The 11,805-nt window shown below is 72.4% G+C and carries 12 protein-coding genes; 8 read left to right on the top strand and 4 right to left on the bottom strand.

Translation table 11 applies throughout. From position 1 onward, the window contains the following. Positions 1–249: 249 nt before the first annotated feature. Together IEZ05_RS08300 and IEZ05_RS08305 are read right to left on the bottom strand one after the other, a co-directional pair. Positions 250–1,086, bottom strand: a complete 837-nt coding sequence (locus tag IEZ05_RS08300; RefSeq protein WP_189229362.1) for an ABC transporter ATP-binding protein — start codon at positions 1,084–1,086, stop codon at positions 250–252. A 151-nt stretch (positions 1,087–1,237) separates the two neighbouring features. Next, positions 1,238–1,954 carry a S1 family peptidase gene (locus tag IEZ05_RS08305; RefSeq protein ID WP_189229363.1) on the bottom strand — a complete coding sequence of 239 codons (717 nt, stop codon included), beginning with the start codon at positions 1,952–1,954 and terminating at the stop codon, positions 1,238–1,240. A 235-nt stretch (positions 1,955–2,189) separates the two neighbouring features. Here IEZ05_RS08305 and IEZ05_RS08310 point away from each other — a divergent pair, with 235 nt between their 5' ends. After that, a complete protein-coding gene (locus IEZ05_RS08310) occupies positions 2,190–3,479 on the top strand; it encodes a sensor histidine kinase (RefSeq protein ID WP_189229364.1) in 1,290 nt (429 codons plus the stop codon). After that, positions 3,479–4,111 carry a response regulator transcription factor gene (locus IEZ05_RS08315; protein ID WP_189229802.1) on the top strand — a complete coding sequence of 211 codons (633 nt, stop codon included), beginning with the start codon at positions 3,479–3,481 and terminating at the stop codon, positions 4,109–4,111. Before IEZ05_RS08310 ends, IEZ05_RS08315 begins: the two co-directional genes overlap by 1 nt. A 15-nt stretch (positions 4,112–4,126) precedes the next feature. Here the strand turns inward: IEZ05_RS08315 and IEZ05_RS08320 are convergent, their stop codons facing one another. Next, positions 4,127–4,879 (bottom strand): sulfite exporter TauE/SafE family protein, encoded by a 753-nt coding sequence (locus IEZ05_RS08320; protein ID WP_189229803.1) that lies wholly within the window; start codon positions 4,877–4,879, stop codon positions 4,127–4,129. Positions 4,880–5,206: 327 nt separating this feature from the next. On the opposite strand from IEZ05_RS08320, the gene IEZ05_RS08325 reads away from it, so the two are divergent. The 6 genes from IEZ05_RS08325 to IEZ05_RS08350 all read left to right on the top strand — a co-directional run bounded on the left by IEZ05_RS08325 (position 5,207) and on the right by IEZ05_RS08350 (position 10,410). Further along, complete coding sequence (locus tag IEZ05_RS08325) at positions 5,207–6,379, top strand: sensor histidine kinase (RefSeq protein WP_189229365.1); 1,173 nt, start codon at positions 5,207–5,209, stop codon at positions 6,377–6,379. Continuing rightward, a complete protein-coding gene (locus tag IEZ05_RS08330; RefSeq protein ID WP_189229366.1) occupies positions 6,376–6,777 on the top strand; it encodes a roadblock/LC7 domain-containing protein in 402 nt (133 codons plus the stop codon). The genes IEZ05_RS08325 and IEZ05_RS08330 overlap by 4 nt, the downstream gene beginning before the upstream one ends. Further along, positions 6,774–7,151, top strand: a complete 378-nt coding sequence (locus IEZ05_RS08335) for a DUF742 domain-containing protein (protein WP_189229367.1) — start codon at positions 6,774–6,776, stop codon at positions 7,149–7,151. The genes IEZ05_RS08330 and IEZ05_RS08335 overlap by 4 nt, the downstream gene beginning before the upstream one ends. Beyond that, complete coding sequence (locus tag IEZ05_RS08340) at positions 7,126–7,719, top strand: GTP-binding protein (RefSeq protein WP_189229368.1); 594 nt, start codon at positions 7,126–7,128, stop codon at positions 7,717–7,719. Before IEZ05_RS08335 ends, IEZ05_RS08340 begins: the two co-directional genes overlap by 26 nt. 14 nt (positions 7,720–7,733) lie before the next feature. Then, positions 7,734–9,083 carry a cytochrome P450 gene (locus tag IEZ05_RS08345; protein WP_189229369.1) on the top strand — a complete coding sequence of 450 codons (1,350 nt, stop codon included), beginning with the start codon at positions 7,734–7,736 and terminating at the stop codon, positions 9,081–9,083. A gap of 205 nt (positions 9,084–9,288) precedes the next feature. Then, a complete protein-coding gene (locus IEZ05_RS08350; protein WP_229869611.1) occupies positions 9,289–10,410 on the top strand; it encodes a tryptophan dimethylallyltransferase family protein in 1,122 nt (373 codons plus the stop codon). 88 nt (positions 10,411–10,498) lie between these two features. On the opposite strand, the gene IEZ05_RS08355 is transcribed toward IEZ05_RS08350, so the two are convergent. After that, positions 10,499–11,797 (bottom strand): flavin-containing monooxygenase, encoded by a 1,299-nt coding sequence (locus IEZ05_RS08355; RefSeq protein WP_189229370.1) that lies wholly within the window; start codon positions 11,795–11,797, stop codon positions 10,499–10,501. Positions 11,798–11,805: the final 8 nt, after the last annotated feature.

Below are 11,805 nucleotides of genomic sequence, written 5' to 3' on the forward strand. Positions count from 1 at the left end.
GAGCGCATACGGACGGCGGGCAGTGGGGCGGTGGAGCTCAGCTACACACCGCGGTGGCGACGCGCATCAGATCGATGGCCCGCCTCTTCCGGAACTGCCGGGATTTCCGCATGCGCCGGACGTTATCGACGCCTCGAAAACGGGGTCAAGGCCCCTCGGCCCGATCCCCCGTCACTGCAATGACCCGTTCGTCGGTGCGCCACGTTGCGGAAACACGTCGTGCTTCCGCAACGGGCGACGCGTCCGTTGCTATGCGTGGGCCCGCCGGCCCGAATAGGCCGACCAGCGCCCGTCGCGCCGGGTGACCGTGATGTCACGGCCGAAGCAGGCGGTCAGCAGGGGATCGGTCAGCACTCCACGCACCGGCCCCCGGGACAGGATGCGGCCCTCCCGCAGCAGCAGGGCGTGGCTGACCGCCGGGAACAGCTCCTCCAGATGATGGGTGACCGTCACGGTGGCCAGGTGCGGGCGCCCCTCGGCCAGCTGGTGCATGGCCTCCACGAGGTCCTCGCGGGAGGGCAGGTCCAGCGCGTTGAACGGCTCGTCCAGGAGCAGCAGCGCCGGATCGGCCATCAGCGCCCGGGCGATCAGGATGCGCGCCCGCTGCCCGCCGGAGCAGACACCGTACGGCCGGTCCGCCAGTTCCTTGATGCCCAGCTCCGTCAGCAGGTCGTGGGCGCGGAGCCGCACCTCGTCGCCGTACGTCCGCCACAACGGCTGCACCGTGCCGCTGTGCCCGGTGAGCACGACCGTGTGCGCGCTGAGGTCCTGCGGCACCCGCTGGGCCGAGGTGACGTGGCCGATGCGGGCCCTCAGCTCCCGCACGTCCACCCGGCCGAGCCGGCTGCCCAGCACCTCCACGCTTCCGGTCGTGGGGTGCATCAGGGCGCCGAGCAGCCGCAGCAGGGTGGTCTTCCCGGCCCCGTTGGCCCCCAGCAGCGCCCAGTGCTCTCCCGGCCGGACCGTCCAGTCGATCCCGTCGAGGATCAGCTGGTCCGTCGTGTGGCGGCGTACGCTCACGTCCTCGAGGAGGAGCACGGCCGCCTCGGGACCGTTCACCTGGGACTGCGCTGTCTGCCCGGCCATACAGGAGCTCCTCCACTCGCGACGCCGTCGTTCACCTGCACGGTAGATGCATCCACCATGCTCCTGCCGGGGCGTCCGGTACCTGGACGCGGTCGCGCCCGCCCCCGGTGCGACGAGGGCGGGCGCGGAACGCGAACGGGCGGGGGAGAGGTCAGACGCCCGCCACGGACTGGATCCAGGAGCGGTAGGCGGTCACGTTCGTGTACGCCGTCGTGGTCTGCCGGTCGCTGGTCGAGGCGACGCCGACCTGGACGCCGCCGGCCATCATCGGGCCGCCGGAGTCGCCGCCCGCGGTGATGCCGTCGACGGGACGCGCACAGATCGCCGAGCCGTAGTAGGCGTCGTAACAGCCGTTGGTCACGCTGACGTTGGCGACCTTCAGGTACGGGGACTGGCAGTTGATCTCCGAGCCGCACCGGGAGGTGGCGCCCCAGCCGTAGACCTGCACGGTCTGGCCCACCCGCACGGTGCCCGGCTGCCCGAGGCGCGCGTAGGAGGCGGAGACGGAACGGTCCAGCCGGACCAGGGCCAGGTCGGCCGAGGGGTGGGTGGTGGTCTGCACACCGTTCGCCACCGTGCCGCCGGACCGCTGGTCGAGGCTGCCGATGCGGAAGGCCAGTCCACCGCCGCCGACGCAGTGCTTGGCGGTCAGGATCCAGTTGGCGGAGATGATGGTCGCGGTGCAGGTCTCGGCGCCGTTGGAGAACAGCCGGGCCGCCCAGGGGGCGTTCTGCGCGTAGCCGCCGCCGATGATCGGCTGGGGTCCGCCGGCGCCGGGCCGCTGCTCCGCGGCGGAGGCGCTCGGCGCGAGGGCGAGGACGGACAGCAGGACGGCCAGGACGGCGGGGACGAGTCTGGTTATTCGCAAGGCTCCTCGATTCCGACGACACGCGCCGCGGCGCGTGAGGTGTGTGGGGGCGGTCCAGCATTCCGGCCGGGGCGTCTTCGGCACCACTACCGGCTTTCCATAACGCGCCGTTATGCCGCGGGACTCGGTGGACGGGAAAGGTGGTGGGGCAGGCCCGGGGTGGGGCAGGCACTACCCCCGCCGCACCCCCTGGACCGATGGCCGCCGCCGGGGCGGACCTCATACCGTGAGCCGCATGCATCCTCGCAACGTGTGGCAGGCCATGTCCCGGCCCGGCTTCCTGCTGTCCCCGTGGCCGTGGCGCGCGGCCGGGTACCTGCTCACCGGTGTGCCGGCGGGCGTCGCCGCTCTCGTGGGCATCGTGACCACGGCGGTGCTCGGCGCCGTCCTCTCCCTCGTGCTGGTGGGCCTGCCGCTGCTGCTGCTGACCGCCCTCGCCGGCCTGCCCGTGGCCCGCGTCGAGCGCCGCCGGCTGCGCCTGGTCGACGCCGGGCCCGCGCCGGACCCGCACCGCACGGGCACGGGCCGGGGACCGTGGGCGTGGCTGACGACGCGGCTGCGGGAACAGGCGACCTGGCAGGAGCTCGGCCACGCCCTGCTGTTCGCGGTACTGCTGTGGCCCCTGGACGCCCTCGTGCTCACCGTCGCGCTGCTCTTGCCCCTGTCCATGGCCGCCACCCCACTGCTCATGGCCACGGTCGGGGACGGCGAGGAGGCGAAGGTGCTCAAGCAGTGGACGGTCACCACCTGGCCGGCCGCCTGCGGGTTCGCCCTGCTCGGGCTGGTCCTGCTGGCCCTGGGCGCCTACGTCCTGGCCGCGGCGGCCGGCGCCCGGGCCGAGCTGACCCGGCTGCTGATCGCCCCGCGCGGCGGCGGCCTGGACGCCAAGGTGGTCGAACTGACCCGTTCCCGCGTGCGGTTGGTGGACGCCTTCGAGGCGGAACGCCGGCGCATCGAACGCGACCTGCACGACGGGGCCCAGCAACGCCTGGTCGCGCTGACGATGACCCTCGGCCTCGCCCGCCTGGACGTCCCGCCCGGCCCGCTCGCCGACCAGCTCGCCAAGGCCCACCGGGAGGCGGGCCGGGCCCTGGAGGAGCTGCGCGAACTCATCCACGGCATCCACCCCAAGGTCCTCGCCGACTTCGGTCTCGAGGCGGCCGTCGCCGACGCCGCCGACCGCTCCGCCGTCCCGGTCGACCTCGACCTGGAGCTGCCCGGACGGCTGCCGCAGGCCGTGGAGGCAGCGGCCTACTTCGTGGTGTGCGAGGCCCTCGCCAACGTCGCCCGGCACAGCGGGGCGAGCCGGGCGGAGGTGCGCGGCCGGCACCGCGGTGGGCGGCTGTTCCTCGACGTAGCGGACGACGGGCGGGGCGGCGCCCGGGCGGGGGAGGGCAGTGGGCTGACCGGGCTAGCGGACCGGGTGTCGGTGCTCGATGGCAGACTCTCCCTGTCCAGCCCGCCGGGCGGACCGACCCTGCTGCGTGTGGAGATGCCGTGCGAGTGGACCGAGCGCTGCGCGTAGTGCTGGCCGAGGACAGTGTGCTGTTGCGGGACGGGCTCATCGCCCTGCTCGACCGCTGCGGGCACCAGGTCGTCGCGGCGGTCGGCGACGCCGAGGCACTCGTCGCCGCGGTCGAGGAGCACGCCCCCGACGCCGTCGTCACGGACGTCCGCATGCCCCCCGGCTTCCAGGACGAGGGCCTGCACGCCGCGGTGCGGCTGCGGGAGAAGCGGCCCACGCTGCCGGTGCTGGTCCTCAGCCAGTACGTGCAGCGCGCCTACGCCGCCGAACTGCTGGACTCCGGCGACGGGACGGGCGTCGGCTATCTGCTGAAGGACCGGGTCGGCCAGGTCGAGGAGTTCGTCGAGGCCCTGTCCGAGGTCGCGTCCGGCGGCACGGTCGTCGACCCGGAGGTCGTACGGCAGTTGCTGCGCCGCCGCCGGGATCCGCTGGAGCGGCTCACCCCGCGCGAGCGGGAGGTGCTGGCGCTGATCGCACAGGGCAAGTCCAACGGCGCCGTCGCCCGCGAGCTGGTGGTGTCCGAGGCGGCCGTGGGCAAGCACATCGGCAACATCCTCACCAAGCTGGACCTGCCCCCGGCCGACGAGACCCACCGCAGGGTCCTGGCGGTCCTCGCGTATCTGCGGGCGTGAGGCAGGGGCGGCCGCTCAGCGCAGCAGCAGCTGGACGAGCGCGACGGTGCCGATCGTCACGACGAGGCCCCGCAGGACCACGGGGCTGAAGCGGCGGCCCACCTTGGCCCCGAGGAAACCGCCGAGCCCGGAACCGGCCGCGATGAGCACGACCGCCGTCCAGTCGAAGTCCGCCGCGAAGAGGAAGAAGAGCGCGGCGACGGTGTTGACGACGGCGGCCAGGACGTTCTTCACGGCGTTCAGGCGCTGCAGGGGCTCGTCGAGGAGCATGCCCATCAGGGACAGGTAGATGATCCCCTGCGCGGCGGCGAAGTAGCCGCCGTAGACGCTGGCCAGCGTCAGACCGACGAACAGCAGCGGGCCGCCGTCGCGGCGGGCGACGCCACCCCTCCGTTCGCGGCGCCGGCGCACCAGGGCGGAGAGCCGGGGCTGGAACGCGACCAGCACGAGGGCGAGTCCGACCAGCACCGGCACGATCGTCTCGAACGCGTCGGCGGGCAGGGACAGCAGCAGCGTGGCCCCCGCGAGACCCCCGAGCAGGGCGCCGGCACCCAGCCTCAGAACGCGCCCGCGCTGGCCGCGCAGCTCCTCTCGGTAGCCGATGGCCCCGCTGACCGAACCGGGGATGAGACCGAGGGCGTTGGACACCGTCGCGGTGACGGGCGGCAGGCCCGCGGCCAGCAGCACGGGGAACGTGATCAGCGTCCCCGAGCCGACGACGCTGTTGACCGCCCCGGCCCCGACGCCCGCGGCGAACACCGCCGCCATGACCTCCGGCGTCACGCCGCACCGCCCCGGACCGGCGGGCCGCTCCGCGGGAAGGTGTCCTGTGCATCTGTCACGCGGCCGACTGTACCCACCGCGTACGACGTGATCCTTGTCGGTCCCCAACAGGTCCTGCACGCACACTTCTTGACGTAAATTCACAAGATCCGACGGTGATACGATCACCGCGTTTGCGGAGCGGGCGGATGGGTGAAAGACGGCATCCCCGACTTCAGGGACGGCCCACGCAGCAACCCGGCGCGGGCGGTCCGCCGGGCCGCCCGCACGGACGGGAATTCAGCAAGCCGTCAGTCGCCTGAAGAGAGTCTTATGACGGAATACACAGGGAACCCACTGGTGTGGGTCCTCCTCGTCGCCCTCGCCGCCGCCGCCGTGCTCATCAGCCGTCAGCGCAGGGCTGCCCGAGCGTTGCGGCAGGAAGTGCAGGGCCTGAAAGACCATTACACGGAGCTGGAGAACGATTACGGAAAGTCCGTGCGGGCGGCTCAGGAGCAGGCCGAGGACGAGACGAAGACCGTCCTGAAGTCCGCCATGCGCACCCTCCAGGGCCTGGCCGCCGAACAGCAGCTGGTCCTCACCCGGCTCCAGACCAAGTACGGCGACTCCGCCCTGCTGCAGGACCTGCTGGAGATCGACCACACCAACTCGCAGTTCGGCCGGCGCGCCCAGTCCATCGCGGTGCTGTGCGACGGCTGGCTGGGCGGGCGGCGCGACACCGCCTCCGTCTACGACGTCGTCCGCAGCGCCCAGGGCAGGATCCGGCACTTCCGGCGGGTGGAGATCCTCTCCCAGGTCGACTTCGGCATCACCAGCCGGGCCGTCGAGCCCGTCGCCCTGGCCCTCGCCGAACTCCTCGACAACGCCACCAGCTACTCCAGCCCGGACACCGTCGTCGAGATCAACATCCGCACCGTGCCCAAGGGCATCTGCGTCGTCGTCGACGACGCCGGTGTCGGCATGAGCGACGAGGAGCGCACCCGCGCCGAGAAGCTGCTCTCCAGCGAGCGCGCCTCGGGCGTGGCGGGGCTGGGCAACCCCCCGCAGTTCGGCTTCGCCGTCATCGGCCTGCTGTGCGAGCGCTTCGGCTTCGAGGTGTCGGTGGACTCCTCCTCCCCCTACGGCGGCGTGCGCGCGGTCGTCCTGCTGCCGCACGAGCTGCTCACCGCCATGCCGGAGAAGAAGGCACCGGCCCCGGCCGCCGCGGGCACGGCCCGGCCGGTCCTGGACGGCGGGCCGGAAGCCTCGCTCACCTCGTCCCAGACCAGTGACGGCCTTCCCCGACGACGCCGCAAGCGGCCGATGGCCATCGTGCCCGGCAACACCCCGGCCCCGCGCCCCGCCGGCCGCTCCGAATCCGAGCAGGCACAGATCATGGGTGCCTTCCAGCGGGGCACGCAGTCCGGCCGCGTCAGCCGGTCCGAGGACCCGGACCGGACGAGCAGAACACCTGGTGCAAGCAGCGAAGGACATGGAGTCTCGTGAACGACGATCTGTCATGGATGCTCGACAGCGCCCTGGAGATTCCCGGGGCTCTGCACGCGGTCCTGATATCCGCCGACGGTCTGCTGATGGCCCGGACGCAGGACTTCGACAAGGACGACGCGGACCGGGTCGCCGCAGCGATGAGCGGCGTGCAGTCGCTCAGCCGGACGCTCGCCTTCTTCTGTGAGGACCCGCACCAGGCGTGGCGGCAGACCCTGGTCGAGTTCGACGGCGGCTGGGTGTTCCTGATCTCCGCCGGCGAGGGCGCCTACCTCGGTGTCTCCGCCTCGCCCGAGGTCGACATGGCGGACATCACCTTCCGCATGCAGCAGCTCGTCGCCCAGCTCGGCAAGCGCCTGACGACACCGCCGCGCGAGAACCTCGGCGCCCACTCATGACCGGCCACGACGGCTGGCAGCCGGAAGCCGCGGAATTAGTACGGCCGTACGTCATCACCAAGGGCCGCGGCCTGCCCGACGACGAGCAGCTCTCCCTCATCACCCTGGTCACCGCGTCCGCCGACCACGCGCAGCGGCCGACCCGGCTGTCCCCCGAGGAACAGAGCCTGCTGGACCTCTGCTCCGCCGGCTACCTCTCGGTCGCCGAGATCGCCGGGCACAGCCACCTCCCGCTGGGCGTGGTGCGGATCCTGCTGGCCTCCCTCATGGAAGGCGGCTACCTCACGACCCGCCCGCCGGTGGCCCGCGCCCGCCTCGCGGACAAGGAGATCCTGGAGGAGGTGCTCAATGGTCTCCGCGCCAAGTTTGGATGAGCAGGCGTACGTCCGCGGCGGAGCGACCCAGACCGCGGTCAAGATCCTCGTCGTCGGGCACTTCGCCGTCGGCAAGACCACCCTCATCGGGTCCATCTCCGAGATCGAGCCCCTGTCCACCGAGGAGACGATGACGCAGGCCGCCGAGTCGGTCGACGACCTCAAGGGGGTCCAGGGCAAGACCACCACCACGGTCGCCATGGACTTCGGCCGTCTGACCATCAGCGACCGCGTCGTGCTCTACCTCTTCGGCACGCCCGGCCAGCAGCGCTTCGTCCAGATGTGGGAGGACATGGCCCGCGGCGCGCTCGGCGCCCTGGTGCTGGTCGACCCCGAACGGCTGGCGGACTCCTTCCCCGTGATCGACCTCATCGAGCAGTACGGACTCGAGTACGCCATCGCCGTCAACCACTTCGACGGCGCCCCGCTGCGCGACGAGGCGGCGCTGCGCGAAGCCCTGGACCTGCTCGACGACACCCCCGTCGTCACCTGCGACGCCCGTGACGAGAGGTCCTCGGCCGCCGCACTGACCACTCTGGTCCGCTACTTGCTGGACCACACCCGCTAGGAACTGAGAGCAACATGGACGCTCACGACACGGTCCCGGTGCCCCCGCCCGGGTGCCCTGCCCACGGCTCCGGCGGCCGGGTGCCGCTGTACGGGCCGGAGTTCGCCGCCGCCCCCCAGGCGTACTACGACTACCTGCGCCACTACGGGCCCGCCGCACCCGTCGAACTCGCCCCGGGCGTGGAGGCGACGCTGGTCACCGACTACGCCGCCGCCCTGCAACTGCTGCAGGACTCCGGGACCTACCGCAAGGACGCGCGCCGCTGGCGGGCCTTCAACGAGGGCAAGGTCGCCCCGGACAGCCCGGTCGTCCCGCTGCTCGCCTACCGGAACAACTGCATGTTCTCCGACGGGGCCGACCACCTGCGGCTTCGGCAGGCCGTCACCGACAGCATGGCGCGCGTGGACACCCGGCGGCTGACCCGGAGCACCGAGCAGATCTCCGGCTACCTCATCTCCCAGTTCGCCGCCCGCGGTTCCGCCGACCTCCTCGGCGACTACGCCAAGCAGCTGCCGCTGTTCGTGTTCAACGAACTCTTCGGCTGCCCCGCCGACATCGGCGACCGGGTGCTGTTCGGCATCTCCGGCATGTTCGACGGGGTCAACGCGGAGAAGGCCACCGAGGTGCTGTTCCAGGCCGCGGGCGAGCTCGTCGCGCTCAAGCGGGGCAGGCCGGGCGACGACGTCACCTCCTGGCTGATGCAGCACCAGGCAAACCTCACCGACGAGGAGATGGTCCACCAGCTGGCGCTGCTGCTGGGTGCCGGCGCGGAACCGCTGCGCAACCTCATCGGGAACACCCTGCACCGGCTGCTCACCCACGACCGGTACGCCCGTGAGGGCGGTCTGATCGACGAGGCCCTGGACGACACGCTGTGGGAGAACCCTCCCATGTCGAACTACGCCCCGCACTACCCGGCCGGTGACGTGGAACTCGCGGGACAGCCGCTGCAGTCGGGCGACCTGGTGCTGGTCAGCTTCGCCGCGGCCAACACCGGACCCGCCCTCCAGGCCGCCCGGCAGGCCGGCAGCAACCGCGCCCACCTGGCGTGGAGCGCGGGCCCGCACGCCTGCCCCTCCAAGGAACCGGCCCGTCACATCACCGTCACCGCCATCGAGAACCTGTTCAACGAGCTGCCCGACGTCGAACTCGCCGTTCCCGAGGACAGCCTGACCTGGCGGCCGGGCCCCTTCAACCGTGCCCTCGCCACCCTCCCGGCCCGCTTCACCCCGGCGCAGTCGGGCCGGCGCCCCGACCCCCGCAGCGGCCCCGGGGCAGCCGCGCCGGAGACCACGGCCGGACCGGCGCGCACCCCCGAACGAGGAGGCATGTGGAGCCAGTTCCTCAACTGGCTCACGCGGTGATATCCGCAACATCCGCACAACCCGCCGCTTTCGCATAAACGTTCAACGGCACGGGTAGTGAGCACGCGGCTCAAAGTTGCTCACGAGTAGAAGGAGGTGTCGTGGACCACATATCCACGAACGCCGCTTCCCCGCCGCCGATCTCCCCGATACCCGCCCGAACGGGCGGGTATCGTCTTGTGCGCCTGCGACGAGGGACGGGCCGGTGACGGCGGAGTCCACGGGTGGCGGACTGCCGAGCACGCTCGGCGCCTTCACGAGCGGTCAGCTGCGAAGACTCGGCGCGGTCGCGGGCCTGTCCGAGACCGACCTCGACACCTACGCACACGTCCTGACGGACACTCTGGGAGCGCAGAGCGACCGGTCGCTGGCGTTGCCGCCCCCCAACCGGACCTTCCTGTCCGACGACCACACCCCGGTGGAGTTCTCCCTCTCCTTCCAGCCGGGCGCGGCCCCCGCACTGCGGGTGCTCATGGAACCAGGCTGCGGCGCAGACAGCCTGGCTCACAACGGTCGCGTCGGGCTCGAGACGGTGCGGGCGATGGCGAAACGCTGGAACTTCAGCACCGGCCCGCTCGACGCGGTGCGGGACCTGTTCCTGCCGCGCTCCCCGCAGGGCCCCCTGGCCCTGTGGTGCGCGCTGGAACTGCGGCCCGGCGGCGTGCCCAAGGTCAAGGTGTACCTGAACCCGGCCGCCTCCGGGCCGGAGCGCACCGTGGAGACGGTGCGCGAGGCCCTGTACCGGCTGGGGCACCGGCAGGCGTTCGCCACGCTCCCCGCCGCCGACGGCTATCCGTTCGTCGCGCTCGACCTGGGGGACTGGGAGGAGCCCCGGGTGAAGGTCTACCTGCGGCACGACGACCTGACGGCCGGGCAGGCCGGGCGGCTGTCCCGGATGGACCCGAGCCCCCACCCCGCCGCGATCGAGGACTTCTTCCTCACGGCGGCGGGCGCCGCCACCCGGGTGGCGCGGCTCGACGGACGGCCCGGTCTGACGTGCCACTCCTTCACCGACACCGGCACGGCACGGCCGAGCGGCTTCACCCTCCACATCCCCGTCCGGGACTACGCCCGGCACGACGGGGAGGCCCTCGCACGGGGCGTGAGCGTGCTGTCCCGGTACGGCGTGGGCAGCCCCGTGCTCGGCCGGGCCCTGGCCGCCGTGACCGGGCGCCGGCCGGAGGACGGCGTGGGCCTGATCGCCTACCTGGCGCTGGCCCACCAGCAGGACCGCGCGCCGCGGGTGACGGCGTACCTCTCCGCGGAGGCGTACGCGGTCAGGCCGCCGGTCGCCCGGGAGGTGCGGGACCCGGTGGCGGTGCGCTGAGCGAAGCGCTCGGCAGGGCCGAGGGCCCCTCGGTGGACGTCACCGGGGGGCCCTCGGCGTGGACGGAGCGCGTGGGCGCGCGCGGCGGCTACACGTTGAGCGTCTCGCGGAACTCGCTCAGATAGGGGCCCACGTCGACCTGGATCGAGGCGCCCCGGGTCCTGCCGTAGCGCTGGGCGATCCCGTCGAGGTACGCGCCGATCTCCTCGCGCATCTCGTCCGCCCCGGGCAGCGCGGCCTCGCCGTCGATGATCCGCGACACCCACTCGGCCTGGGCCTCCACCAGCCGGGTGATCGCGCCCACGGGCCGCACCAGGCCGACGAAGTACAGGCCGGGCCGGCCGGCCGGGACGACCCGCCGGTACAGCTCCACCGCGCCGTCCGGCCCCAGCGGGCAGCCCGCGGGCAGGAAGGGGAAGGTCATGTGGAAGCCGGTGCAGTAGACGACCGTGTCCGCCTCCACGGCGGTGCCGTCGGTGAAGACGACCCGGCCGCCGTCGAAGGAGTCGATCGCCGGCTTCGGGGTCACCGCGCCGTGCCGGATCCGGCTGAGGATCTCGTCCGAGAGGGTCACGGCCGAGGAGAATACGGGGTGGTCGGGCTCGGGGAGGCCGTAGTCGGCGAGCCTGCCCCGCGCGACGAGCAGGGCCTGCTCCACGAAGCGGCGCTGCTCGGCGAAGGACATCGCGGACCACCAGGGCGCGTCGGCGATCTCGTCCACGGACATCCCGAAGAGCTGCTTGGGCACGATGTGCAGTCCCCGGCGCACGGACAGCACGGTCCGCGCGGCGTGCCGGGAGAGGTCCGCCGCGATGTCCACCGCCGACGCGCCCAGGCCGACCACGACGGTGCGCTGTCCGGCGAAGTCGCTGCCGTCGCGGTAGTCGAGGGAGTGCAGGATCGTTCCGGCGAAGGAGGCGGCGCCCGGCGGAAGGGGGTCGGGCAGGGCGGGCTCGCTGTGGTGCCCGGAGGCGACGATCACATGCTCGAACCGGCGCGACGTCGCCTCGCCGTCCGCGTCCCGGCTGTCGACGGTCCACATGCCGTCCGCGTCCTGGCGTACCGAGACCACCTCGGTGCGCAGCTCGACGCGGTCCAGCACCCCGGCCCACTCGGCGAACGCCCGCAGATAGGCGGCGACATCGCTGTGCCGCGGATAGAGGGGGTACGACGACGGCATCGGGAAGTCGGCGTAACAGGTCAGCTGCTTGGCCGTGTTGAGGTGCAGTGACAGATAACCCGGGCCCCGCTCACCCGCCTGCGGCTGGCGCCAGATCCCTCCGACGTCGGGAGCCTTCTCCAGGCAGACGAAGTCGATACCGCGGTCGTTGAGGGCACGGGCCACAGCCAGCCCCGACAGACCGGCACCGATCACACACACTCGCACGGGCTTTC

The sequence above is a fragment of the Streptomyces flaveolus genome (genome assembly GCF_014648815.1).
GTDB lineage: Bacteria > Actinomycetota > Actinomycetes > Streptomycetales > Streptomycetaceae > Streptomyces > Streptomyces flaveolus.

What these genes read in the sequence shown, in the direction of transcription:
- IEZ05_RS08310 (WP_189229364.1), top strand. Translation starts at nt 2,190, where the DNA reads ATGCATCCTCGCAACGTGTGGCAGGCCATGTCCCGGCCCGGCTTCCTG.
- IEZ05_RS08320 (WP_189229803.1), bottom strand. Translation starts at nt 4,879, where the DNA reads ATGGCGGCGGTGTTCGCCGCGGGCGTCGGGGCCGGGGCGGTCAACAGC.
- IEZ05_RS08340 (WP_189229368.1), top strand. Translation starts at nt 7,126, where the DNA reads ATGGTCTCCGCGCCAAGTTTGGATGAGCAGGCGTACGTCCGCGGCGGA.
- IEZ05_RS08300 (WP_189229362.1), bottom strand. Translation starts at nt 1,086, where the DNA reads ATGGCCGGGCAGACAGCGCAGTCCCAGGTGAACGGTCCCGAGGCGGCC.
- IEZ05_RS08325 (WP_189229365.1), top strand. Translation starts at nt 5,207, where the DNA reads ATGACGGAATACACAGGGAACCCACTGGTGTGGGTCCTCCTCGTCGCC.
- IEZ05_RS08335 (WP_189229367.1), top strand. Translation starts at nt 6,774, where the DNA reads ATGACCGGCCACGACGGCTGGCAGCCGGAAGCCGCGGAATTAGTACGG.
- IEZ05_RS08345 (WP_189229369.1), top strand. Translation starts at nt 7,734, where the DNA reads ATGGACGCTCACGACACGGTCCCGGTGCCCCCGCCCGGGTGCCCTGCC.